Annotated in this window: 12 protein-coding genes; 5 read left to right on the top strand and 7 right to left on the bottom strand. The window is 68.1% G+C overall.

The annotated features are described in order from the left end of the window. Positions 1-47: 47 nt before the first annotated feature. The 3 genes from GTZ93_RS23745 to GTZ93_RS23735 are packed head-to-tail and all read left to right on the top strand — an operon-like array spanning position 48 to position 17,022. Positions 48-842 (top strand): peptidylprolyl isomerase, encoded by a 795-nt coding sequence (locus GTZ93_RS23745; protein WP_161663008.1) that lies wholly within the window; start codon positions 48-50, stop codon positions 840-842. After that, a complete protein-coding gene (locus tag GTZ93_RS23740; RefSeq protein WP_161663007.1) occupies positions 839-16,357 on the top strand; it encodes an RHS repeat-associated core domain-containing protein in 15,519 nt (5,172 codons plus the stop codon). The genes GTZ93_RS23745 and GTZ93_RS23740 overlap by 4 nt, the downstream gene beginning before the upstream one ends. Continuing rightward, positions 16,354-17,022 carry a hypothetical protein gene (locus GTZ93_RS23735; RefSeq protein WP_139919840.1) on the top strand — a complete coding sequence of 223 codons (669 nt, stop codon included), beginning with the start codon at positions 16,354-16,356 and terminating at the stop codon, positions 17,020-17,022. The genes GTZ93_RS23740 and GTZ93_RS23735 overlap by 4 nt, the downstream gene beginning before the upstream one ends. A 376-nt stretch (positions 17,023-17,398) precedes the next feature. Here GTZ93_RS23735 and GTZ93_RS23730 read toward each other — a convergent pair whose 3' ends face one another. From GTZ93_RS23730 to GTZ93_RS23705, 6 genes are all read right to left on the bottom strand, one after another. After that, a complete protein-coding gene (locus GTZ93_RS23730) occupies positions 17,399-18,208 on the bottom strand; it encodes a hypothetical protein (RefSeq protein WP_139919839.1) in 810 nt (269 codons plus the stop codon). Next, the gene (locus GTZ93_RS23725; protein WP_139919838.1) at positions 18,205-18,915 is read right to left on the bottom strand and encodes a DUF4956 domain-containing protein; all 711 of its coding nucleotides are present in this window, start codon (positions 18,913-18,915) and stop codon (positions 18,205-18,207) included. Before GTZ93_RS23725 ends, GTZ93_RS23730 begins: the two co-directional genes overlap by 4 nt. 5 nt (positions 18,916-18,920) lie before the next feature. Further along, positions 18,921-20,627: a dTMP kinase gene (gene tmk / locus GTZ93_RS23720; protein WP_139919837.1), complete on the bottom strand. Its 1,707-nt coding sequence runs from the start codon at positions 20,625-20,627 to the stop codon at positions 18,921-18,923. Positions 20,628-20,633: 6 nt separating this feature from the next. Beyond that, positions 20,634-21,353: a VTC domain-containing protein gene (locus GTZ93_RS23715; protein WP_139919836.1), complete on the bottom strand. Its 720-nt coding sequence runs from the start codon at positions 21,351-21,353 to the stop codon at positions 20,634-20,636. A 14-nt stretch (positions 21,354-21,367) separates the two neighbouring features. Next, positions 21,368-22,648, bottom strand: a complete 1,281-nt coding sequence (locus tag GTZ93_RS23710) for a hypothetical protein (RefSeq protein WP_161663006.1) — start codon at positions 22,646-22,648, stop codon at positions 21,368-21,370. A 225-nt stretch (positions 22,649-22,873) separates the two neighbouring features. Continuing rightward, positions 22,874-23,521 (bottom strand): hypothetical protein, encoded by a 648-nt coding sequence (locus GTZ93_RS23705; protein ID WP_161663005.1) that lies wholly within the window; start codon positions 23,519-23,521, stop codon positions 22,874-22,876. Between the two features lie 72 nt (positions 23,522-23,593). Between GTZ93_RS23705 and GTZ93_RS23700 the strand changes: the two genes are divergently transcribed. Beyond that, positions 23,594-25,813 (top strand): serine/threonine protein kinase, encoded by a 2,220-nt coding sequence (locus GTZ93_RS23700; protein WP_139922171.1) that lies wholly within the window; start codon positions 23,594-23,596, stop codon positions 25,811-25,813. On the opposite strand, the gene GTZ93_RS23695 is transcribed toward GTZ93_RS23700, so the two are convergent. Then, positions 25,810-26,142, bottom strand: a complete 333-nt coding sequence (locus GTZ93_RS23695; protein ID WP_120566412.1) for a rhodanese-like domain-containing protein — start codon at positions 26,140-26,142, stop codon at positions 25,810-25,812. The two genes, GTZ93_RS23700 and GTZ93_RS23695, sit on opposite strands and share 4 nt — an antisense overlap. A 101-nt stretch (positions 26,143-26,243) precedes the next feature. On the opposite strand from GTZ93_RS23695, the gene GTZ93_RS23690 reads away from it, so the two are divergent. Then, positions 26,244-26,627, top strand: a complete 384-nt coding sequence (locus GTZ93_RS23690; protein WP_120581019.1) for a HesB/IscA family protein — start codon at positions 26,244-26,246, stop codon at positions 26,625-26,627. Positions 26,628-26,706: the final 79 nt, after the last annotated feature.

Genomic DNA, 26,706 nt, shown 5'->3' with positions numbered 1-26,706 from the left:
CAGCCCTGCTTTCCACGGGCTGCCGTGACGAGGACGTGGTGGCCCGGGTGGGCCGTACCGACCTGCGGCGCGCGGACGTGGAGCTCTTCGCGTCCCAGCGTGCGCCGGAGCCTGGCGGCATCCAGGCCCAGCTCGACGCGCTCATCGACCGGCAGCGACTGGCGGAGGAGGCGGACACGCGCGGTCTGGACGACCGCCCGGACGTCCGCGCCCGGCTCGCGGCGGCCCGGCGGGAGGTGCTCGCCCAGGCCCTGGTGGAGGAGCAGCTCCAGGGCGCCACGGAGGACAAGGCGCTGCGCGAGCGGTACGCGGCCCAGAAGGACGCGCTGTCGCGCCGGGAAATCCATGTGCGGCACATCCTGGTCCGCGTGCCCCAGGGCGCGGACGAGGCCGAGCGGCGCAGGGCCCGGGACCGCGTGAACCTCCTCTACGCCCGCATCCTGGGCGGTGAGGCCTTCGACAAGGTGGCGCGCGAGTCCAGCCAGGACGAGGTCTCCGCGCCGCGCGGCGGGGACCTGGGGCCGGTGCTCGAAGGGCAGGTGCACGCCGCCTTCTTCGAGGCCGCCGCGGCGCTGAAGCCGGACGAGGTGGGCAAGCCCTTCGAGACGCCCTACGGCCTCCACATCGTCCAGGCGATTTCGCCGGTGGAGACGCGGGTGCCCTCGTTCGAGGAGGCCCGGGGCCGGCTGGCGGCGGAGTCGCGCCGTGAGGCGGAAGCGCGGTGGATGAAGGACCTGCGGGAGCGCGTGTCGGTGGAGCGCTTTCCCCAGGCGATGCGTCCGTTGGAAGCGGGCGCACCGGATGCGGGGACGGAAGGAACGCAGGGGGAGATGTCTCGATGAGCGGGCGAGTGCGGATCCAGGGGTTGTGGGGAGCGCTGTTGCTGGCGGTGGTGATGGCGTGCGGCAAGACGCCGGAGCGTCCCCCCGAGGCGCCCGCGTCCAAGCCCTCCGGGGCCGTGGCCTCCACGCGCATGCGGCTGACGCCCGCGGAGCTGGCGCCCGCGTGCGTCGGCGTCATCGAGGAGGCCGTGGGGCCCGCGTGGCGGGGTGGCACCCTGCCCGTGCAGGGCGGTCAGCAAGGCACGTCCTCGTTCACCGGGACGCTCAACGAGCCCGCGCTGGTCGTCGTGCAGAACGGCGACGCGCGCGGCGCGAATGAAGTGGCGACGTCGGAGGTGACGCTCAACGGCACCGTGCTGGGCGGCGTCTCCGCGGGCACCCCGTTGGCCGTGTTCCGCGTGGCGCTGCAGGCAACCAACCAGCTCTCGGCGTCCACGACGGGCGGCGGCTCGGTGCGCGTGTCGGTGGCTTCGCTCGGCGCCCTTCCGTGTTCGCTGGCGGATTCGGGCTACGTCCAGGCGGGCCCCGAGCCCGTGTCGAGGTCGCTGGAGTTCGCCCCCGACGCGGCGGCCGGCAGGGTGGCCGTGCTCGTGGTGGACATGGTGGGCACGGACGCGGACGGCACCGTCCGCTTCAACGGCGTGGACATGCTGGCGGGCCTCACCGGCGCGCAGAAGCGCACCTTCGTGTCGAAGGTGACGCTGGCCGCCACGAACCAGCTGGAGCTGACGGTCCTGGGCGGGCCGGAGTCCTCGGTGCGCGCGGCGGTGTTCGACGCGGACACGCTGCCCTCCACGCTGACCATGCTGGAGCCGGAGCCGGGGGCGTTCTTCACCAGCTCCCCGGTCCGCGTGTCCGGCCAGTTCGGGGCGGACGCCAAGAGCGTCGTCATCAACGGCATGACCGCCATGCTCTCCGGTCAGTCGGGGTACTACCTGGACCTGCCCCTGGTGGAGGGCACCAACGCCGTCACCACGGTGATCGCGGACCAGTGCGCCAACGTGACCCGGGTGTGCCATCCGGTCGCGCTCGACAGTCAGGCGCCGGTCATCACCCTCAGTGGGGTGACGGAAGGGGCGATCACCCGCGGGCCCGTGACGCTCAGCTACACGGCGACGGGCCTGGGGCCGCTGACCGAGGCCGCCACGGTCGACGGTGTGCCCATCGCGAACGGCGCGTCGTATTCCGCCGAGGGACCCCACGAGTGGCTCGTGACGGTGACGGACCCGGAGGGCCGGGTGGCGAAGAAGCGGGTGCGCTTCCGCATCCTGACCATCGGGCCCGTCCTCGAGATCATCGGGGTGGCGGACGGCGCGTACTACCCGGGGCCCGTGGTGCCCACCGTGACGGTGCACAGTGAGTTCCTGGAACTCACTTCCTTCATCCGCGACAGCATCTTCGACTGGAAGAGCGGCGATCCCATCGTCGGCGAGGGGCAGCATCGCCTCTTCCTGGTCGCGAAGGACCAGGCAGCCAACTACGCCGTCACGGACATGTACTTCACCATCGACCAGACCTTCCCGGTGGTTTCCATCGCGGGGGTCGAGGAAGGCTCGGTCCATGACGTGCCCGTCGAGGTGACCTTCTCCGCCACGGACGCCCATCTGGTCGTCGGCAGCGTGGTGGGACGGCTCGACGGCGTGGAGTTCACCAACGGGAGCACTGTCGCGGGTGAAGGACAGCACACGTTGGAGGTGGAGGCCACGGACCGGGCCGGCAACCGCACGGTGGCGCAGCGCCACTTCACCCTGGACCTCAACCCGCCCGTCATCACGTTGGGCGGGCTGCCCCAGACGAGCCCGGTCTCCACGACGGTGACGCCCACCTTCACGGTGGCAGACGTGAACCTGAAGTCGGTCACCGCCACGTTGAAAGGCGTTCCCTTCGAGAGCGGCACGGAGGTCACCGAGGATGGCTCGTACCTGCTGGAGGTGAAGGCCGAGGACTTCTCCGGAAGGCAGTCGTCGGTGGTGGCCTCCTTCAGCATCGACCGCACGGCGCCCGTCATTGCAGTCACCGGCGTCACTCCCGGCGCGCACTACAAGGCGCCCGTGCAGGTGGGCTTCACCGCGACGGATGCCTATCCGCAATCGCTCACCGCGAAGCTGAACGGGGCGGACTTCACCAGCGGGACGCAAGTCTCCGAAGCGGGCGAGTACTCGCTGGTGGTGACGGCGGTGGATCAGCTGAACCACACCTCCACGAGCACCGTGCTCTTCGTGCTCGACTTCACGCCGCCGGTCCTCCTGCTCACGGGCCTTCCCGCGCAGCCGCTGACGAACCAGCAGGTGACGCCGGGCTGGACGCTCACGGAAGCGCATCCGGACCGGGTCGAGGCGAAGCTGGACGGTGTGGTCTTCGAGGCGGGCACGACGCTCTCCGCTTCGAAGGACTACACGCTGGTGGTGAGCGCGTGGGACCGGGCGGGCAACACCGACAGCAAAACGGCCCAGTTCACCATCGACCGCGTCGCGCCGGTCATCACCGTGACGGGCGTGGCGGACGGACAGCACCGCAACACGCCCGCGACCATCTCCTGGACGGTGGAGGATGCGCACCCGGGGACCGCGACGGCGAAGCTGGACGGCGCGGACTTCACGAGCGGAACGACGGTGAGCGCGGGCGGGTCGCACACGCTGGTCATCACCGCGGTGGACCAGGCGGGCAACAGCGCGGAGGCCCAACGCACGTTCACCATCGACACGGCGCCCCCGGTGCCCACCATCCAGTCGCCGCAGAACGGGCTGGTGACGCGCGAGGCCCAGGTGGAGGTCGCCGTCTCCGTGACGGAGCCCGGCCAGGTGTCCCGCATCGAAGTGGGCGGCGTGGAACTGGTGAAGGGGACGGACAACGTCTGGCGTCACGCCGTGCCGCTGAACGAAGGGACGAACGTCCTGACGGTGAGCGTGCTGGACGCCGCGGGAAACGCGTCCACCGCGAGCGTGACGGTGGTGCGTGACTCGACGGCGCCGCAGTTGGTGGTGACGAGCCCGTCCTCGAACGCGCGCATCGGCGCCCTCTCCGTGAAGGTGCGCGGCACGGCGAAGGACGCGACGCCGGTGGTGCTCACGCTGAATGGCACCGCGGTGCCCCTGACGGCGGACGGTGCCTTCGAGGTGACCCAATCGCTGACGCAAGGCGCGAACACGCTGCTGCTGCGGCTGACGGACGCGGCGGACAACCTGACCGAGCAGACGCTCCAACTGCGCGCCAACGCCACGCTGCCCACGCTGTCGCTGACGGCACCCGTGGACGGCCTGGTGACGGAGCAGACCTCCGTGACGGTGCGAGGCACCGCGTCGGCCGCGGACAGCACGGACACGGTGACAGTGGTGGTGGCGGGCGCGCTGGCCGCGACGTTGCCGGACCACTCCTTCCAGCGCACGGTGCAGCTGTCGCCCGGGACGCAGACGCTGACGGTCGTGGCGATGGACAGCTATGGCCTGCGCACCGAGTCCACGGTCAACGTCACGCGGAACGTCACGTTGCCGGACGGCGGGATCGCGGACGCGGGGACCGGTACCGGAAGCGATGCGGGCACGACGGTGGATGCGGGCAGTCCGCTGGATGGCGGGTCGGGCTCGGATGCGGGTACGTCCGTGGATGCGGGCAGTGGGGCGGCGGCGCCGGTGCTGGCGCTGGAGTCCCCCACGCAGGGGGCGGTGCTGGGGGGCGTGAGCGTGGCGGTGGCGGGCCAGGTGCAGGGCGGGACGTTGCCGTTGCAGGTGAAGGTCAATGGGGTCAGCGCGGCGGTTTCGGCGCGCAGCTTCACCCTGGCGTTGGCGCTCCCGGAAGGGGACCACACGCTGGCGGTGCAGGTGACGGACGCGGAAGGGCGCTCGGCGAGCACCACGCGCACGGTGGCGGTGGACCGCACGAAGCCCACGTTGACCATCACGGATCCGGCGACGAGCCCGGCGACGGTGAACGAGTCCCCCTACGTGGTGAAGGGGACCGTGGGCGACACGCACCTGGCGGGCGTCACGGTGAAGGGGCAGCCGGCGACGGTGTTGGGCGGCGCGTTCAGCGTGCCGGTGGCGCTGGCGCAGGGCCAGACGGTGGTGGAGGTGGTGGCGGTCGACCAGGCCGGCAACACGGAGCGGAAGAATCTCACGTTGATTGTCGACCACGCGCCCCCGCTGGTGACGGTGCTGTCGCCGGTCAGTGGCAGCGAGTCGCCCCAGGCCGTGGTGCATGTCCGCGCGAAGGTGGAGGCCTTCGCCGCGCTGTCGGAGGTGCGAATCGGCACGGGGCTCGCGGCGGAGGAGTCCACCGGCGTGTACGGGGCGGACCTCCCGCTGTCGCTGGGTGAGAACACGCTCAAGGTTCAGGCCACGGACGTGAACGGGCTCATCGGGCGCGCGAGCGTCGTGGTGCGTTACCGGAACCCGGCCACGGAGCCGTTGGTGGTGACGGGCGTGCAGCCGTCCGCGGGCGCGAGCGACGTGAAGACGGACGCGCTCATCAGCGTGTCCTTCAACAAGGCGGCGACGCTGGCGTCGGTGCGGCAGGGCTTCAAGGTGAAGGCCCAGGGCAAGAACCTGGAAGGCGGCTACTCCCTGGCGCCGGGAGGCCAGACGGCGACGTTCATCGCCAATGCGCCGCTGCCCGAGGGGGAGCTGCTGCAGGTGGAGGTGAAGGGCATCCAGGCGGAGGTGGGGCCCGAGCAGGGCGCGGCGTTCTACAGCCAGCTCACGGTGCGGCGGCCGCTCACGCGGGTGCGAGGCTCCGTGATGGATGACGCCTTCGAGCCGCTGTCGGGCGTGCGAGTCATCCTGGAGGGAACCTCCGAGACGACGCGTACGTCGGCGGACGGCAACTGGTCGTTCATCACGTCAGCGTCGGGGCCGCGAGTGGTCCGCTACGAGGGCGGGACGACGGCGGAGGGCCGTCCGCTGCCCACCGTGCGCCGGATGCTGACCATCACGCCGGAGGTGGAGACGGTGGACGCGCCGCTGGCGTTGACCGCCGTGGACACCGCGAGCGCGACGCGGGTGGACACCACGCAGGCGCTGCACGTGGACTTCGCCCAGAAGCACGGGGCGCTGGCCATCGACGGAGACCCGGGCTCGCTGCTGTTCGAGGACGGCAAGACGGAAGGCCAGTTGACGGCGACGCGGCTGCAGCCCGTGTCGCTGCCCGTGCGGCTGGAGAACAACGCCACGCCCACGGCGGTCTGGCAGGTGGGCCCCGCGGGCGTGCGCGTCCAGAAGCCCATCCTGTTGCAGTTCCCCAACGTGACGGGGCTGCCGGTGGGCCGTTACGTGCTGGTGCTCGCGCACGAGCCACGCACGCACGTGCTCGCGAGGGCGGGTCTGGCGGTGGTGAAGGACAGCGCGACCATCCAGACGGAGGAGCCGCTGTCGCTGCGCTCCGTGGAACTCGTGGGCTACATGGCCCTGACCGAGCAGCAGGACACGATCGTCCGTGAAGCGCTGGCGCGGTCGGGAGGGCAGGGGAGCGCGACGCCGGATGCAGGCATGGAAGGCTCGCTGCCTCCGGGAATGCTCCAGACGCCGGAAGCGCCGTGGTGGAAGCGGGCGCTGAACCAGGTCGTGGGGGAGGCCCACGCGCAATTGGCCTACGCGTTCCTGCCAGTGCTGGACGAGTACCTTCAACAACTCATCCCGGGCCTGATCAGCGGAAAGGTTCGTGCGCCGCAAGATCAGCAGCTCACCGTTCAGTTGTCAGACGAGCTGACGGGTTTCATCTCGATTCCCCGGCAGGTGACCTTCCCCTACGCGATGCCTGTGTCGCTGCGGGCCTCGCGGATCTCCGATGGTTCTGGCGCAGAGCGCGTGGATGCATTCATTTCGGCGAAGACCGAAGGTGGCGTGGACATCGCGCCTCCGGCCGGGGAGACGTGGTCGGTCAGCGACCAGCGAAGTGACAGTCAGGAACTCACTCTCGCGGGCAATGTCGAACTGGTTCGGGGTGGCGTCACGGTCATCACCCTGGGCGCACGGATGGGCACCGAGCTTCGGACCGTGACGCTGACCGTTCAGGCCGTGCCTGTGGCGGATGCGGGTGCGCAGACGTTCCAGTTGATCGTCGCCCGTGACGATCAAGCGACCTCCAACGGCCAGGAGCTTCAATCCGTCGTGCGCTTCCCGGACGTCCGCGTGACGGTGACGGGACCTGGGCCCGCGATGAGTGGTGTCACGGGAAAGACCGGCGAGTACGGCATTCCCGTGATGGTGCCCGGAGGCTCGGCCATGGGCATCGCCTGCGCGGACATCCCGCTGGGGCCTCGGCCACTTCTGGGCCATGACCCGGAGACGGGAGCCGCGGTCGTCCAGTCCATGGTGTCCGCCAGCTATCCCGCGTGTTCGCCGACCTTCACGGCGAACATCGGTCAGCTCACGCGCGCGGACATCCTTGTCGACGCTCGCCTGCTGCATGGCGCGCTTTACTTCGTGGATCGCGAGGGCCGTTCGCTTCGTCATGACTGTGGCGAGGGGGCGACCAGCGAATACGACGCGCAGAAGGGAGGCTTCGCCTCCATCGCGGACGTGGACATTCCCCGGACGGAGGTCCACTTCTTCCGCGCGGACGACCTGGAGCGGCCCATCGCCCAGTTCACTGTCGGCGTGCCGGACACCGAGTGCGAGGCACAGCAGCCCGGCAAGCGCGTCGCGCAGGGCCGCTACGCCCGGGTGCGCATGGGGCCCACTACGCCCTTCAAGCGAGTCATTCGCGAGCGTTGCCGGGAACTCAATCCCGCGATCGATCAGGATCAAAGCGCGCCCACGCCCACCACCCTGAATGACGAAGACCGGGCCTTCTATGAGACGGAGTGCCGGGACAACCGGACCAACTTCCTGCGGCTGACGGCAGGAGAGCCCCTGGTGGTCGTGGCGGTGAATCACGCGACCGGCCACACGGGCATGACGCGAATCCAGGTGCCGGCCATCAGCAAGCTGCAGCTTGATGCGAACGGGCGATGCTCCCTGGACGATCAGCTTGGCGGCCCGCTCAAGGTAAAGGACTTCGGGCAGGATGCGCTGGTGTCGCGCTGCTCGGTTGCCTCACTGGGCATCGCAGCGCCGGTGTACCTGTACCCGCCGGAGATCGACGTGCGGGTGTGGCGCAGCGCGGAAGCGGACGGCATCCGTCAGGACGCGCCGCCCACTCTGGTGCGCACGGGGGGCGCCGCCACCACGCGGGACACCTACGTCCACCTGGACACGCACTGGCGTGTGCGGACGCTGGCTCCCGCCGAGTGGCGCCTGCCGAACGGAGGCGTGCGCGAGTCGCCCGTGGATCTGGGCCTGCCCGCGGACCGGGTCGACGGTGGCATCTCCGAGTGCCGGGTGCCGGGTGCGGACGGTGGGACGGAGCCATGCCGTCCGGACTACCTGCGCGATGAAGGCGTCTCCGGCCGGCTCCTGGAGACCTGCTCCGCCTATGGCCCGGGCATGGCAAGCCAGCTGACCAAGGCCGTGGCCTGCTTCCGTGAGGGCGACCTGGAAGATGTCCCGGCGGGCGTACCGCCACTGGCGGGCCGGGTGGTGCGTGTCACGGGTTCCGCGGTGGAGGAGCCGGCGGTGGCGCAGTTCGGTGTGGTGCCGGGACGTGGCTCCGCCGCGCTCCAGGCGGCGATGCGCATTGTCACGCCCTCGGGCCAGCGGGTGACCCTGGGGAGTCTGCCCAAGGCCAACTACTACCTGCACGTCGTGGGGCATGAGGTGTTTCCCCGCGACCAGGACGGTGACGGTGTGCTGCGCCCGCAGGAGCGCAACGCACCGCCGCCTGACTTCAGCGAAGCGACGGAAGCGCACCCCGCGGGACTCCCCAAGCGGGCCCTGGGAGTGAAGAACGTCTACAGCAGCCTGGATCCGGATGGCTTCAAGGTGCTGCGCTACGACCCGGCCCGCGAGCACGAGTTCCGGGTGATGGAGCTCACACAGCCGGAGGTCGTAGCTCAGGGCTCGCTCGACTCGCGCGTCCTGGATGGGGAGTCGGCGGAAGCGGACTCTGACGATCTGGCCTACCAGTTCTTCGCGGGATTGATGCAGCCGGCGCCCGGCCGGGCCAATACGCCCACGGGCGATTACGTGGTTCGCTTCGGAAGCGATGAGTTCGGCGTGGAGTGCGAAGTCAACGTCACGTTCAACTCCATCACCGGCAACTGTGACAACGAGTTCATCGACGACGTCCTGTCCGCCAACGACCTGCTGTACGTGGAGCTGTATCTCAGCGGCAACGCGGACAACGTCCTCTATCGCTTCAACCTGATGGGAATGGCTCCGCGTGTGGACCTGCTGAAGGCAGGCAGTGCCTTCACGGCGAGGCGCTCGGTGGAGACCGGAACCGGGGGCCGGTCCGTCACGGATCGTTCCATTTCCCTGCCGGCCTCCGCGCACTTCGCGCTGGATCCCGCCGTCATCCACAGCGGGCGGGTGAAGGTCTGTACGTCCGAGGACTGCGGTACGGGCGACCTGGTGAACCAGGTGGACGTGCAGCTCCAGCTCAATGGCACCTACGCCGTGTCTCCATTGGATGGTGGCTCGGCGGAGGATCCGCTGGAGCAGTCGCCGCTGTTTGGCCTCAACGGCGCCCGGCTGTTCCAGCAGCCCATCCCTGCGCACCTGGTCTCGATGCCCGGCTCCGGGGTGGAGCCGAAGCGCTTCTTCCTCGTGCAGGAGGTATCGCAGCCGGAACCGCGGCGCCTGGTGCGGACGCTCGGTCGGCCGCGCGGCACATTCGAGGGCCTGAACGCGCGGGCCCCGGGACAGCTCACGGTCAAGGGCATCAACGTGGCGGACGGACACCTGTCGTTCGAACACGAGGACTTCGCCGTGCCGCAGTTGGCGGAAGCGGTCCGCTTCGCGCGCAGCTACAACAACCAGAGCAGCCTGGTCAGTACGACGGGCGTCGGCTGGACGAACAACTACGACGGCTTAGTGCAGGAAGAGCGGCTGGGCCGATACTCGGTGGTGATCGCGGGGCAGGCCTATGACTTCCCCGTGTGCGCCAACGTGGTCCGGGAGACGCGGATGGCGCAAGGCTGCGTCACGGATCGCTCGCACGGCATGCAGCTCGACATGAAGGAGAAGGCCGGCCAGACCGTGGTCGTCGTGACGACGGCGGAGGGCTTCGTCTACGAGTTCGGGACGCGGGCGAAGGGCTTCTCCCTGGAGGAGCGCCGCCGCTGGATGCTGGACCGCGTCCACGACGGACACGGTCGCGGGGACGAAGACGAGGGGTGGACCCGGCTCACGTACGAGCCGGGAAGCAATCTGGTGTCGATGGTGGAGCGCACTCCCGGCCGGCTCCAACTCGCCATGACCTATGAGGCCATCAACACCGGTGACGACACGGTGGCGTACCGGCTGCGCAACATGGCTCGCAACCAGGGCTTCGCGTTGTTGAAGACAGTAGAGGTGCGTCTCAAGGCTGGGGAGCAGGTGCTGCACCACCTGGAGCTCACGCACGACAAGCGAGGCAACCTGCTCAGCGTCTCGCGGACCTCCGCCCTGCCTGCAACGCAAGTCTGGGAATACGACTACGCGCCACTGCCCACTGGCCTGAGCGGCCATGCACTGTGGAGTGCCTCCAACGAAGTGACGAGCGCGCGGCTCAAGCAGAGTCCTCCAGAGGGCGGGACGCCTGTCATTCAATGGCAGTCGGCCTACGGACGCGAGGCGCAGCATGCGGTTTATGCGCACGTGGATGAGCGGGAAGTCGTCACGTCCGTGGTGGGGACGGGCATGCCTTCGCCGGGGTGGCGCATTGTCGCGGCGAATGAGTCGACGCGGACCATCAAGCGGCCGGATGGCGTGGATGTGTCGCTGAACCTCAATGACTATGGCAACACGAAGGCCACACAGGTTCCGGGTCTTGCGCCGAGCTCGGTCGCCTGGGGGAGCGAGGCTCGCGGCGGCCCGGTGCAGATGAACTCCTCCATGACGCCCATGGGGCGGGAGGTGAGCAACACCATCAACGACCGGCTCCAGTTGGATGGAGTGACGTTGCGGGACGCGCCTACAAGCATCGCGAATGTGCCGGGTGCGAGCGGCAGGCCGCTCTGGTCGGTGACAAGCCGTCAGTCCGAGACCGGCCGTGTCACAGGAGTGTCGGTGTCCACGGGGAATGGCCCGGTGAGCGTGAGCCGGCCGCTGTCTGCCTCGGGTGACTCGGAAGGCGTTACGGTGACGAACGCGGATGCCGACATCGTCTTCACTGCGCAACAGTTCCCGGATCCGGATGGCGTGGTGCAGGGGGGGCAGGATGCGTCGGGGAACACCCTGACGTTCTCCGGCCACGAGACGCAGCCGCTGGGCCTGCCTCGTTTCGTGGACGTGACCCGCACGCTCCAGAGCACGGGGGGCCGTGCGAGCTACCAGGTGGAGTACGACTATGACGCGCTCGGCAATCGCACCCTGGAATGGAACCACACCACGGGGGCCCGGGTTGAGCTCACCTATGACTCCGTGGGTCGTCTGCAGTCGCGCACGGTGGCAGGCAACCCTGCTCAGGTATGGACGTACTCCTACGTGCTCACCAATGACGGGATGAAGGTCACGAAGACACTGGCGCTCGGGCGGTGGGGACGGAGCCAGTCGAACACGACGGAGTACCAGCAGGGGCTCAAGCGCGCTGAGCGCTTCACCTATGGCTTGAACGCGCAGGTCGGCGCCGTGGTGTACGACGATTACCAGGGGACGAGACTGCAATCGTTCCAGGATGCGCGCGGGTATCGACACACGCTGACCTACGACTCCGCGGGCCGGCTGACAGGCGAGACGGTCGGTGGCAAGTCGCTCTACACAAACGTCCCGGATGACGACGGCAACCTCATCGAGGTAACGAACAGCGACGGCCTCAAGACGCGCATCGGGTACGACGCGCTCGGGCGACCGGTGAGTTGGGCATACGAGACCAAGGGTTCCGGAGAGCCGTGTAACGAGCAGTGCCGGTTCTCGGATGTGGAAACGGTGGTGCTCGACGCCGAGGGTTCGGTGGTCAAGCGGACGTTTGGCACGTTGGCCAAGAAGCACGTCTTGGAATCCGGGACGGATGCAATGGGCCGCGAGGTGTCGGTCCAGAGCAATGCGCAGAGTCACGGAGGCGTCCATGCCGAGACGGCGTATGACGCGGCGGGGCGGGTGGTCCACCGTACCGACTTCGAGACAGGACTGGATGAGACGTATGCGTATGACGACGTGCTCGGCCGGCTGACGCGCTACGTCCGCACGGTTCAGTCCGCGGAGGGGGTGAGGACGCTGACCGAGACCCGGGCCTATACGGACAATCCGGCGGGCACCAGCCTGGTCCTGGTGACACACACGTTGTCAGGAGAGGCGGCGACAGAGACCCCGACGCGACAGGAACTGCGCACCTACTCCGTGGATGCACAGGGGCGCATCCTGAGCATCACGGAAACAGTAGATGGCCAGCCTGCGGTCCACGTGAGGGAGTACGACGCGCTCGGCCGTCTGTACGCCAGCGTGGATCCTCTGGGGCGGCGGATGACGCGCGAGTATGACGCCGCGGGCAACCTGGTGTCTGAGACTCAGCCGGGCAACATCACGACGACGTTCACACATGACGCCGAAGGCAATGTCCAGACGCAGACCGGGCCACTGGAGAACGAATCGTGGGGGATGACCTACGATGCGCTGGGGCGGATGCAGACGCGTACGCTGAATGGACAGCCTCCTCAGTCTCCTTGGACCTGGACCTATGCATACCCAGGGGATGGCCTCGAGACGGAGACCGATCCTGAGGGGACGGTTGTCGCCCGGACGCGCAATGCACGGGGGCTTGTGGAACATGAAGTCTGGACGGGAGTGACGAGCGGCGAGCGCTCGGTGCGGACCCGTTACGACGGCCCCTGGATGAAGTGGCGGACAACGATCGAGGGTGACTCGGCCCACGTGATCAAGCGCGACTCCGTGACCGCGATTGATGACCGTGGGCGAACCCGACTCGAAACCGAGAGCTGGTCTTCGCCTGGGTACAGCTACGCCTACACGACGACGACAGGTTGGGCGGACCGGACTGTGACGTCTGCTGAAACCTGGACGATGAACGACCTGGCTCTGGGTGTCCGGACGGTGACGGCACAGGTCGACAGTCTGGGGAACGTGGTTCGACGCGTCCAGTCGGGAGCGGAGGACCAGTGGGAGTACTATGCGGACGGCAAGCCCATGCGCTCACGCGCGTATGGCTTTGCTCCCGATGAACTCACCCAATGGACCTACGACACCAGCGGCCGGGTGAAGACCCAGCGCTTCGGGTCGGAGGAGACCGCCTTTACGTATTACGCGGACGGCCAACTCCACTCCGAGACGACCCCTGATCTCCGGGTGAAGACGTTGACGTACAACGACCGAGGCCTGCCAGAGACAGAAAGCCTTGGACGGGGAACGGACGTGAGTCGTACGCGGTACGTCGCCTACGACAACGCTGGCCACGCCACCGTCATCCGGCAGGCGGACGGCACCCCTGACGCGGTTGACTGGCAGTACCTGTACGGCTCCCGTGACGAGTTGCTTGAGGTGACGCCTCCGGGCCTGGGGACGTTCAAGTACACGTATGACGCGCTGGCGCGGTTGAAGACAATCACGCCTCCCGCGGGCTCGGTGACGCCTGAAGTGACGTACGGCTACGATTTCATGGGGCGCGAGGTGTCGCGCAAGCGGGGCACCGCCACCTGGATCACGAACTGGGCGAACGGCAACCCCGAGGTACAGAACGAGTTGAACGAGCGGGTCGCGCGGGTCCTGGACGGTCGAGGCCGCGTGGTCCACGAAGAATTCAAGGCAGGGCGCCCCACGGCGGATGCCTCGGGCGCGATGCGGACCTTCACGGATCTGGACACGGTCGACTACGTGTACAACGGCCGGAATCAGCTTCGGAAGGTGACGGAGCGCCGCGGAGCCAATACGACTGTACGGTCGCTGTCTTATGACGGGCAGGACCGCCTGGAGACCATTAACAGTGGAAACGCGGACACCATCACCTACCACTATCACAACAGTGGTGTGATGGATTGGGTTCAGTCTCCGGCTGGAACGGTGAACTATGACGTGGGGCCGTTGCAGCGACTCAGCAAGGTAACGCTGGCGGAAGGCACGCAACTGGATGTCGAGTGGGAAGCAGGAGGCCGCCGGGTCAAGGCGGTTGGAAACGACGCGCTCCAGCATTCCTACTGCTATGACAACCGGGGCCGCATTGCCTCCGTAACGCACGATATCGCTACCGAGGCGCGCAATGCGCGACGTGAGAACTGCGACAGCGCGCCTTCCTCACTCATCAATTCACCTCATCTGCGATACCGCTACACGTACGACAACCGTGGCAACCGCCTCTCTGAACTGGTGGAGCGCGCCCAGGCGGGAACGCCAGGAGGAGCGGAGACGACGGAGTACGGCTACGATCTTGCGGACCGCCTGATGGGTGTGAGGTATCCGGAAGGCCAGTCCGTTCTCTATGCGCTGCACAATGACGGCTCGCGCAAGGCAGAGAAGAGGGTTTCGGGGTACGCAGGAGGCCTGAGTCTCAGCGAGTCCGCCTTCAATGCCGTGAGTCAGCCTCAGGAACATGTGGCGTATGGTTATGATGCGTTGGGAGGCTTGCAGAAGACGACGAACGGACTCGCCGCCCATGCGGTGATTGCTGCCTATCAAACTGACCTCGCCGGTCGCCTGGTCAGTGAACAGCGCGGAAGCCTTAACAAGTTGTTCCACTTCGACGCTGCGGAGCGTCTCGTCAAAGTGGAGCAGACGGATGGCTCGCAACAATGGAGTGCGACGTATCAATACGATTACGCAGGCCTGCGTCGTTCCCGCACGGTCAATGGCGCAACCACGAACTATCTGTGGAGCGGGAGAACCCTGGTCGAGGAGCATCTGCCTGATTCGACCCAGCTTCTCTATCAGTTTGGGGCTGGGCTCACGCTCGCAGTTGGATCCGAGCGCATCCTTCAGGATGGTCTGGGGAGCGCGGTAGCGCGTATTTCACCCGGAAGCCCTGCAACGCATCATCGCTACGATGCATGGGGTAATTACCGGGATGGGAACAGACCCACGTCTACCCAGGCCAGCCTTGGGTATACCGGACATGCCTATGACGCTGAGTTGGGTCTGACTTATGCCCAGCAGCGGTGGCTTGATACTTCGACTGGGCGGTTCTTGAGTGAGGATCCTGTCGGCCCGGAGGCGTACCTCGCGGCATCGCAAGGTCAGAATCCGTGGCTGTATGCCCACGGAAATCCAACGCGGTACACGGATCCTGACGGGCGGTGGGTGAATCTTGCGGTAGGTGTCGGTGTTGGCGCCATCGGTGGTTGTGCCTTCGGGTATTTGGGCGACAATGATGGAGAGGGCCTCGATGCCTGCCTCAAGGGGGCCGCGGTCGGTGCTGCTACCGGCCTTGTTGCTGGCGCAACCCTTGGCGCATCCATGTGGGCGACCGGGGCCATGGGGATCGGAACGACGGCAACGGGCGCGACGGGCAGCGTGCTCGTTTCTGGCACGCTCGCTGGAGCTCTTGGAGGTGCTACCGGCGGTGCAGGCAGTGTTCTCGTCAACGGTGGCAGCGTTGAAGAGGCGGTTGCATATGCTGGAATCAGCGCTCTAAGTGGCGCAGTCGGTGGGGCCGTTGGGGTCTGGGCAGGAAAAAGTACGGACTACATTTTTGGTAGGACGGGAACCCATCTCATTGACGAGGCTGTGTCGGGCGCCTTCGGAGGCGTTCTTGGCGATGCGGCAGGCCAAGTCGTGATGGTGTCTCTGGACCCCAAATCCAAGTTCTCGGTTGCTCAGCTTGTTTTTGCGGGTGCCGTAGGCGGAGGGTTTGGGGCTGCGTCTGGGTTCGAGCGCGACTTTGGGAATTTTATTGGTGGAACGATCGATGAGGGGCTTCAGAACGCTGTTCGCGAAATCGGTGGAATTGCGCCTAGGGCTCCCCGTGACGCCTATGAGCCGCTGTACCCCTCTGACGTGCAGTCCGCTAGCGTGGCGGGTGAGAGCGGCTTCTGGGGCGTGGAGCCTCAGCAGGAGGCGCTGTTCGACTTGATTGAGAAGATTCGGAATCGCATGAAGGACCCCAGCTATATTCCTTCAAAAAAGGACAAGAAAGTCGTGGTGGTTGCCGCAAGGGAGCTCATGACTGGTCGCGTTCGAGCTTCTCGCTCGGCAGGTAAAAAAGGGGTTCCCAATCTGGAGCCTGAACTCGATGAAGCTGTGGCGCACACTCAATCGCTTGTAGAGCAGGAACAGATCATAGATCTGGGTAGAGGATCGTTCGTGACTTGCGCAGAGCCTGCTTGTGCGAACCCTCTGCTCACTCCTGTTGATGTCGGCGGGCAAACTGTCACCCCCAGGATTCGAAATCTCAGGTTTACGGAAGCTTACGAAATCACGTACATGGGGCCAGGAATGGAGCCGCGTATTGCAATCAAAGCTGTGTGTGCGTATTGTTCGACCACGTTCGGCAGAGCTGTGTTCCCGGATGGAGCGCGGTTCCAACCGACAGCGCCATGGGGCGCCGGAGATTCCCAATGATGGGCTGGCAACAGAGGAGGCTCTCAGAGAGAGCGCAACGGCTCCTGCGAGCAGCATCAGTTCATCGTGTTCCGAATGATGAAGCGACGGTTCGGTCTTGGCTCTTGGCGAACGAGCCCGGTCTTGAGCCGTCGGTGTTTGTTGGTTTCCAGAGAGACTTCGGCGGCCTGATTCTGGACATCCCCGGAGAAGTCCTTTCGCTAGGACTTTGGTATGAGGATTGGAGTGGCGGCGTTACTGGGCCAGTTTCAGATGAGGACGACGACGGGAATACCCTGGTGAGTTGTGGCTCATTCCGGGCTGCGCAGTATGCGCTTTATATGAGGGGGGATGGCGCCATCTATCTGGGAGAGTGGCCTGCTGCCAGTTCCGTCGAAAGATATCTTGAAGACATGGCTATGTTCTCTGCGGCGTATGGAGCACGCACTTCTAGAGTGAAGAAATTCAATCTTCCGCAACGGTTCGGTGAGCGGTTCGCGGCCCTTGAGCTTTCCTCGGTTGAGATGGCCTCGGATTGGCCATACTTCGCGTGGTGGATTGGGGATGGCGTCTTTGTTCGCGAGGATGGAGACGTAGGTGGTGCCGGGCAGGTGACTGCCAGGGTTTTTGGGCGTGCTGACTCTCCTCGCGTGGCTGCTATCGAGGCTGCTCTGCTGGGTTCGTAGTGAGTTGGTGCGCTGGGCTCACAGGAGACCTCTGTGCGACGACGCATCCATCCGGAGTTGCTCCCCGGGAGCGACGCGTTGACGTACAGCAGAGCCGGCTGTCCCGTAGGTACGAGGGAAAGAACGAACCCCGCGCGCACCATCTTGTCCCCCATTTCAGCCTCCGGCGCTTCGCTAACAACAAAAAGCGCGTTCAGGTTCAGGTGGCATCGCGAGACCAGAGGCACACGTCCGGCTTCAGCGTTCTAAGTGCGTGCGTGGAGCGCGACTTCTGTGCCGTCGAGACAGTGTGTGGCACCTCAACAAGCTGAAAGCCCGGGCCAGCGCATCCCTCGCGCCAACCCGGGCCTCAATCCCATCCAGATGAATCAGCGGCCTACGGCTTCTTCACGTCGTAGGACACCAGTTCCTCCAGGCGTTCCCCTTCCTCGCGGACCTTGCCCACGCCGGGGACCAGCCAGTACAGGCGCTGCTTCTCTTCCTTTACCTCGCCGCTCTTGTTCAGCTTGTCGCGCTGGACCTTGATGGCATTGGTGAACGTGCCCGCGGGCGTCGTCACCGTGACGTCCTTCTCCAGCACCTTCCAGACGTAGGTCGGATCCTTTCCCTCCGTCCCTCCCGCCGCGTAGGTGATCAGCTCACGCACCTTGTCCTGGTGCTCCCAGGGCACGGAGGACGGCGTCGCCGCCAGGGACTTCATCATCGCGGGGGACCAAGTCGTTGCCTTGGAGGCCAGGCCGTCCGTGACGTCCTCTTCGCGCAGGCGCACCACCAGGCCGTTGGTCAGCTCCAGTTGCCAGGAGTTCTCTTCGTAGACCGTTCCGGACTTCGTCCGGTCCTGCCGGCTGTGCACCTTCACGGCCGTCATCGTCGTGTCCGGCACCGTCTCCGGACCCTGCACCGTCACGACCTTGTTGAAGACCCCCTCCACGCCATCCGTGATGCGGTAGGTCCACGTGGAGCCCGTGGTCAGCGGCCACAGCGTCGTCAGCTCCGCCTGCTGATCCGGCTTCGTGCCGCCGCCCGTGCCCGGGTCCACCGCGTTGCCCGGCAGGTCCACCGTGCCGTCCGGGTTCGTCGTGGGCGCGCCCGGATCATTCCCCGTGGGCAGGCTGCCTCCACCGCCACCACAGGCGGCGATGGCTCCGCACGCCGCGAACAGCACCGCCAGCTTCCTGAACTTCATACCGTCTCCTCCCGCGCGCCCTTCGCGCTCACCGCCGTCCACCGCAGGCCCCGCAAGGGCGCCCCTTCCGTCCGTCCCAACGCCGCCGCCAGGCTTCCAGGCTCCGGCTCCTCTACTTCCAGCTCCACGCGCCGCGCGGAGAAGTCCATCGCGCAGCTCTTCACCAGCACGTTGCGCTCGCCCAGCGCCGCCCTCAGCGTGGCCTCCGCTCGCACCAGGTCATCCGCCTGCGCGGACACCAGCAGCCGCTGCTTCGACTCCTTCGTCGCCACGGCCTTCTTCTCGAACAGGTCCAGCACGAAGAGCAGCACCGCCACGAACCCCGTGCCCACGCACGCCAGCACCAGGTTCCCGTGGCCGCAGGCCATGCCCAGGCCAATCACCAGGAACAGGATGGCCGCGTCACGCGGGTCCTTCAGCCCCGAGCGGAACCGCACGAACCCGCCCAGGCCCACCAGTCCGAAGGCCTTCGCCACGCTGTTGCCAATCACCGCGGTAATCACCGCCGCCGCCGCGCAGAGGAGGATCTGCGCTTGCACCATCTCCACCTTCGGCAGCGGCTTGCCCGTCACCATCCGCCACGGCCGCGACGACAACAGCGCGCCAATCACCGCCGCAGCCACCAGCCGCGGGAGGATGGCCCCCATCGACAGCGACTGCAGCTCCTGCTCCACGTCCTGGAACAGCGCTCCGAACGGACCCTCCATGGGCGTCATGCCTCCTGCCGCCCGGCGTCCACTCCCAGCGTCTCCGCCAGCGCCCGCGCCGGCCGCTGCGCCTGCTCCAGCGCGCGAGCGTGCGCCACCACCGCGTACGCGTTGCGCAGCACCGGCAGCTTCCCGGCCTGCTCCTCCAGGATGCGCTCCAACAGCGCCCGCGTCTCCGCCACCAGCGGCAGCCCGCGCATCGACGACACCACCGTCGCTGGCCACCGACGCGCCGCGGAGGCCCGCAGCTTCCACGCGGCCGGCGAGTCCATCCCGTCCACGGAGTCCAACGCCTCCTTGGTGGACTGCGCGCCCCGCTCACGCATCGCCCAGGCCCGCGGCGTGTCCACGCCGGTCAGCGAACGCAGCACCAGCTTCAGCGCTCCCTTCTCCAACTGCTCGCGCAGGCCCACCGCCACCGGCGTCTCCAGCCCCGTGGTGCTCTTCAGCACCGCCAGCCGGTCGTGCGGAATCAGCGCATCGCGCAGCGCCTCCGCGCGCCCCGTGCTCAGTCCGCCCAGGCTGCGCGCCACTTCCGAGTACAGCTTGCGCTGCATGCCCGCCTCGCGGACCACCCAGGACTCCTCGCCGTCCACTCCCACGAGTCCCAGCAGCACCGCCGCCAGATGCCCGTCCTTCATGCCCCGCTCGCGCAGCGCCCACGCTTCCGGCGAGTCCTGCCGCTTGAGCCCCTCCAGCACCGCCGCCGGCGCCTGCGCGTACAGCCGCTGCCGCAGCGCGTGCGAGCGCGGGGACGTCACGAACCCCAGACCCTCCGCCACGTCCGCCGGCACGCTCGCCGACAGCACGTCGCGCAGCGTCCACGCCGTGTCGTCATCCAGCCCGCTCAGGCTTCGCGCCACCAGGCCCGGCAGCCGCTCCGCGTACGCCACCCGGCGCTGGTGCGCGGGCAGGCCCGGGATGCCGTTGAGCAGCCACGCCGCCAGCTGCGGCTCGCGCGCCTCCAGGCCGTCCACCGCCTGGAAGAAGCGCTCCTCCACGTCGTCCACCGACACCGCGCCCGGCGCCGGCGGGGCGGGGACCAGCCGCTGCACTGGCTGCTCACGGCCCTCCAGCCTCGCGACCACCGCGTCCACCAGGCGCTGCTCCAGCACGCGCAGCGGCTGATCATTGTTCTCCAGGATGATCCACCGCGCCGGGTCCTTCCGGGCCTGCGCCAGGAACGCCTCGCGCACGCGCACCGCCAGCCCCGCGCCGACCAGTCCCTTGCGGCTGTCCGCGTCGTTCACCTTGCCGCTCTGCACCTTGCCCAGCCGCTTGCGCAGCCGCGCCAGGTCCGGGTCGACGTCCACCAGGATGACCAGGTCCGGCCACAGCCCCTGCGACGCCAGCTCGCACGCGGGCAACAGCTGCGCCTCCTTCAGGCCCCGCCCACCGCCCGTCAGCGCGAGCTGCGAGTAGAGGTAGCGGTCGGTGATGCACACGTCGCCCCGCTTTAGCGCGGGCGCGATGACCTCTTCCAACTGCTGCGCGTCACGGGCCAGGTTCAGGAAGAACTCGGCGCGCGGGCCCATCTCCAGGAGCTTCGCGTCGCGCGTCAGGTCGCGGATGCGCCGCGCGGTGGGCGACTGCAATTCGCCGCCCTCGCGCGCGTGCGCGACCTTGTAGCCCAGCCGCTTCAGCCGGGCCGCGAGCAGGTTGGACAGCGTCGTCTTGCCGCTGCCGTCAATGCCTTCGAAATCGATGAACACGGTGCCCTAACCCCCTACGACCCCAACGCCACCTGATGTGAAGGCATGCACCCGCGACATGCCCTCCGCGAACTTGCTGTACGCCGTCGCTCCCCCCGGATTGAGGGCCGACAGCCACTCGGGCAGCGCCGCCCCGAGGTGCTTCACCTCCACCACCACCCGCGAGTCCTCCCACACGGGCATCCCCAGCCGCTCCACCGTCAGCGCCACGGGCGACAGGGCCAGCTCCGGCGATACGGCGTGGAAGCCGATGTCCCGGTCCACCGTCACCCGCCACTCCTGCGACACCTGGTACACGTGCCGCCGGTACGTCACCGCCAGCACCGGCGACAGGCTTCCCCCTGCGATGAGCGGCAACAGGCTCACGCCGCCCTTGAGGGTCCGGCCCAGCTCCGCGCGCGGCACCCACACGCGCCGCTTCCGCGTGAGCCCGCCACGCTCGAGCTTCACCTCCAGCACCACGCGCTCGCGGCCCGCCGCGCCCACGTCCGGCGAGTACTCCTTCGTCCTCACCTTGAGGCAGTCGTCCGGCGTGCGCAGCGCGCGCATCGCCAGCGGATGTCCCGGCTTGTCGAAGTACACCGACACGATGCGCGTGGGCGGCGGCAGGTACCCGCCCAGCTCCTGCGACAGCCTCGCGCAGACCGCCTTGGCGTCCGGGGCCTCCAGCACGCGCTTGAACTCACGCCGCAGCTTCGTCACTTCCCCTTCAGCGAACGAGATCATCTCCAGGTGTCTCCTCAACGGAAGCGGGTGGCGAGCTGCACCGACAGCTCGAGCGCGGGCGTCACGTCCCCCGGCCGGAGCGCACGCTCCGCCTGGACCTGCGCCTTGAACGAATCCGCCAACAACACGTTGAGCCCCCCCGTCACCGAATGCCCTTCCGCCTGGATGCCACCCTGCAATTGCAGCGCCTCCGCCCCCACCACCGGTTGCACCGCCCACCCGTTGTGGCCTACCGGCACCGTCCAGTAGGCCAGCACCGACTGCGACTGGAACGGCCCCAACGCCAGCCGGCCCATCGCCGCCTCACCCGTCAACGACAGCCCCCAGAGGTTCAGCTCCGCGTCCGCCGCCGTCGCGTACTGCTTCGTCCCGTCAATCACCTGCGTCAGGTACGTGCTCGTGCCCAGCGTGAGGAACTTGAACGGGCGGATGCTCAGCCGCGCGGAGCCGTCCTCGCTCAGCCGCTTCCCGGTCGCGTCCTCGCCGCCCTCGAAGAGGCCCGCGGAGAACTTCAGGCCCCACGCCTCCTTGAGCCGCATCTCGCCCATCACGCCCAGGCGCCGCCCGCCCAGGGAGTTCGTCTCCGTGAGGTAGTCCTCGACCAGGCCGCGCTCCTGGATGGGCAGCCGCCACGCAGACTCCTGCGAGCGCTGCAGGAAGGGCGACTTGAAGCGGCCCGCGTACAGCCGCATGCGCTTGCCGTCGTCCGCCAGCCGGACGAACGCGTCCTTGAGAATCGTCTTGGAGGCGAGATCCGCGCTCACCTCCGCTTCCAGGTTGGACAGCGACGCGGCCACGCCCACGCGCGCGGACTCGATGCCCAGGTCGCGCTCGTACTTCTGGCGCTCGTCCGCGGCGGCCCGCGCGAACACGCGGCCGAACACGCGGATCCGCTGCTGCGGCCCGCCCTTGTCGTCCACCTTGTCCGCTTCGTCCGGCGCCTCGCCCAGCGTGTCCGCCTTGGGGCCCGTGTCCTTCTTCTTCTTCTTGCCCGGCACCGCCGCGCCCGGCACCGGCGCGCCCGCCTCGGAGACCTGCTCCGGCGAACCCATGACGGGCCCCTGCGAACCGCCAGGCATTGCCTGCGCCACCGCGCCTTCCAGCGCGTCACCTGTCCCGTCCGCCGGCTTCTTCGCGTCGTCGTCTCCGGACACCTCGAGCGGCCGGTCTACTCCTTCCGCCGCCGCGTCCTCGTCCGGCTCCGGCGCCGCGCTCGCGACCGCCGGCAGGCCCAGGAGGACCGCGACGAGCAGTCCCCGCCGCCACCCCTTTTCCTCCAGCCCCGTCCCGCCCATGCCCGATGTCTCCCCGCCCCGGTAATGCCCGACGCCTTCCGACCCGCCGCCTGCTCCCCTGTGCAACCCCGGTGCCCAGGGCAGGGACGTGCACTGCCGGACATCCGGAAGCGGCGCTCGGGGTGGATGCCCCGTGACGTGGCCGTGACGAGACCCAACCTGGGAAGACTTTTTCCCTCCCGGGGCCCCGCATGGCTGTAACGACGGACTGTAAGAAGGGCGGTGTTACCGATCAGCGGGCGGATCCGCCGGAGGGGCGGCGGGCTCCACTGGAGGCTCGGCACCGGACTCCACGGGTGTGGCTTCCGCAGGCGCCTGGGGCAGGGGAGGGATGGGGTGCTCCGGCGTCACGCCTCGCCGCGTGACGGCGTACAGCACCCGCGCCAGCAGGAGCCCTCCGGCGATGGCCATCAGGACGCGCCAGACCATGGGTGGAACCGGAGGCTCGCTCACGGTGAAGCGCGCGTGGGCCGACTTGGGGCGGGTGGTGAGGAAGCGCACGTCCACATCCCACGTGCCGGCCTCGTCGGGGACGAACTCGGTGCTCCAGCCCACGGCGTCGCGCGTCAGCGTGCGCGTCACCTGACCCGGCACGCCCTCTCGGGAGAACGCGACCGTGACGGCGCCCTGGAAGGGAGGTCCCTGGAGGTTTCCCACCGACAGCGTCAGCCGCAGCGGCTCACCGGGGCGGGGGACGGCGGGGGTGAGGACGCCGTTCAGCTGGTCCTCCGCGTCACGCCAGGAGAGGGAGAGCAGCTCGCCGCGCCGCTCCACCTTGATCTGATCCGACGCGGGGCCCGCGGCGGCATGCAGGGCCAGCAGGCAGGTCATGACGACCCACCCCAGGAAGGAGGTCGTGCGGCTTTGCCTCATGGACCGCTGTCCCCTAAGATGCGCTGCCCTGTCACCTTCCACCAAGCTTGCTCCCCCCGGGGAGTCCCCGGGATGAATCCTCAAGCATTCGGGAAATACCAGCTCATCAAGAAGCTCGCCACGGGCGGCATGGCCGAAGTCTGGCTTGCGCGTCAGTCCGGAATCGAGGGCTTCCAGAAGGAGCTTGTCGTCAAGCGCATCCTCCCGCACCTCGCGGAGGACCGCGAGTTCGTGGAGATGTTCAAGAACGAGGCGCTGATCGCCGCGCGCTTCAACCATCCGAACATCGCGCAGGTCTACGAATTCGGCGAGGCCAACGGCACCTATTACATCGCCATGGAGTTCATCCACGGCGAGGACCTGGGCCGGGTCATGCGCAAGGCCAGCGGGATGAATCAGTGGATCGCCCGTCCGCTGGCCATCCGCATCGTCGCGTCCGCGTGCGAAGGCCTCTACTACGCGCACAGCCGCAACGATGACCGCGGCCAGCCGCTCAACGTGGTGCACCGCGACATCAGCCCGCAGAACATCCTGATCAGCTTCGATGGTTCGGTGAAGCTGGTGGACTTCGGCATCGCGAAGGCCGCGGACCAGGCTTCGATGACGAAGTCCGGCGCCATCAAGGGCAAGTTCGCGTACATGGCGCCCGAGCAGGCCGCGGGCAAGCACCTGGACCGGCGCGCGGACATCTTCGCCATCGGCCTGGTGCTGTACGAGATGCTCACCGGGCACCGGCCGCTCAAGAAGGACTCGGAGCTGGCCACGCTGCAGGCGGCCATGGAGTGCTCCATCCCGTCCCCGTCCGAGGTGGCCGACGTGCCCCGGGACATGGACCACGTGGTGATGCGCGCCCTGGCCAAGAGCGCGGATGACCGCTACGACAACGCGCGCGAGTTCCAGACCGCGCTGGAGGAGCTGCTCGTCAACGAGCGCTGGCTCGTCACCTCCGGGCAGATTTCGGAGCTGATGAAGACGCTCTTCGCGGATCGTCTGGATGACGAGCTCAAGCAGGGCCAGGTCATGCCCGTGGGCGAGGACTCCAACACCGCGCCGCCCCGGCCGCCCCCGGACATGAACTGGGAGGCCCCGCCGGGTGAGTCGCGCGAGCGCTCGCGAAGCAACGCCACCCGCACGGGCTCCGCGCCCCGCCGCGCCACGGGCATGTCCCCCGCGCTGGCGGATGATCCGAACGAATACGACGCGCCGTCTCTCACCGGCGTGGAGCAGCCGCCGCCCCGGCGCCGCTCCAGCGTGTCGGAGCCGGCGGTCCGGCGAGGCACGTCCACCAGCAACCCGAACGCGACGCAGATCGCCCGCACCAACTCTCGCTCGGACCTGCGCAGCCAGTCCGTGGACGACGTCCCTCCGCCCCGGCGCACGGCGTCGCGCGCCATGCCGGTGTCGGAGCCGCCCATGCGTTCGCGCTCGGGCGTGCATCGCATGGAGCTGGAGGACGACGAGCGCACGCGCCTGCCGCCGCCGGACGATGAGACGGAGCCCGCGCCCGCGCCGCCGCCTCCGCGCCGCCGCACCAGCACCAGCACCAACCAGTCCGCCGTGGAGCCTCCGCGCCGCCGCACCTCCAGCCGCGTGGACGCCCCGCGCGCCCGCCCGGTGGCCCCGCCGGTGGATGACGAGGATTCCGGCGAGCGCCGTCCGTCGCGCTCCAGCGCCCCCGCGCTGCCGGAGCCGGTGAAGCCCAGGGGCGGCAGTGTGCGCACGTTGGTGACGGTGGGCCTCGTCGTGGGCCTGCTCGCGCTGGGCGTGCTCTTCCGCGAACCCATCACGCTGGCGCTCACGTCCAAGGCCGCGGACGCGCAGGGCGTGTGGCTCACGGTGAACACCAACCAGCCGGTGAAGGTGTCCGTGCGGCACTCGGAGCGCTGCAACAGCCCGGAGCCGGTGACGATGCTGGGCACCGCGCCGCTCACGCGCGTGCAGGGCGCCCACCTGCAGGACACGCTCATCCTGGAGAACGACGCCCAGGGCATCTACCTGGAGGACTCGGAGGAGCTCGCGTTCGGCGCGCCGGGCGAGCTGAAGACCTTCGAGCGCAGCTTCAAGGAGGGCACCCTCAAGCTGAAGATCACCCCCAAGGGGATGACGACGGGCCTGACGGTGTACCGGAACAACCAGATGATGGGCAGCGCCGGCACCACGCTCAAGCTGATGGAGGGCAAGCAGCGCCTGGAGCTGCGCGGCAAGCAGCTCAAGGAGCCCGTCGCCTTCGAGGCCACCATCAAGCCCGACGAGACGACGGACCTGCCGTTGGACCTGGCCTCCGCGCTCTAGTAGCGCGGCAGGGCAGGGTCCACGGTGCGCGAGTACAGGTCGATGCCGCCCTGGAGCGACACGGCCTCCAGGCCCCGGTCGATGAGGTACGCGGCGCCGTCCAGGCTGCGCACCCCGTGGTGGCAGTAGACGACCACGGGGCGGCCGCGGAAGGACTCCAGCTGTTCGTGGAAGTCCTCCAGCTCCGGCAGCGGCATCAGCACCGAGCCGGGCAGGGCCACCCACTCGTGCTCGTGCGGGAAGCGCACGTCCACCAGCACGGGGCGCGACTCGGGAGGGCCGGCCAGGCGCCGGGCCAGCTCGGCGGGGGTGATTTCGGGGATGGGCATGGGGGTTATCTTCTGTTGAGCCGGGAAGGGGCCCGTCAGGTCCCTTGGCTTTTCGGGCGCCAGGGCGTTATGTGGCGCTGTCTACGAGGAGATTGAAGCACATGGATACTTCTACCGCCGTCACCGGCTCCACGCCGGCCTCCCAGCCCGCCGCCTCCGAGCCCGTCGTCCTGACGGCCGCCGCCATCGCCCAGGTGAAGACGGTCATCCAGGCCCAGGGCTTCCAGGGCTACTTCTTCTCCATCCGCGTGGTGCCCTCCGGCTGCAGCGGCCTGGGCTACGACCTGAACCTCGTCAAGGAGATGAAGGCCGGCGACCAGACGTGGGAGCAGGATGGAGTGACCATCGCCACCGACGCGCTGAGCGCCCAGTACCTCTCGGGCACGCACATCGACTACGTCACCAGCGTCACCGGCGCGGGCTTCAAGTTCGAGAACCCCAACGCCAAGTCGTCCTGCGGCTGCGGGACGTCGTTCACCACCTGATTCGCTGTTCGTCGACTCAAGGTGCAAGGAGGGCCGGGATGGGACGCCAGGCAGGCGTGCCCCCGGCCCTTCGTGCGTC

It is taken from the genome of Corallococcus exiguus (assembly GCF_009909105.1).
In the GTDB taxonomy this organism is placed as follows: domain Bacteria; phylum Myxococcota; class Myxococcia; order Myxococcales; family Myxococcaceae; genus Corallococcus; species Corallococcus exiguus.
This window is presented reverse-complemented; position numbering and strand designations above follow the sequence as displayed.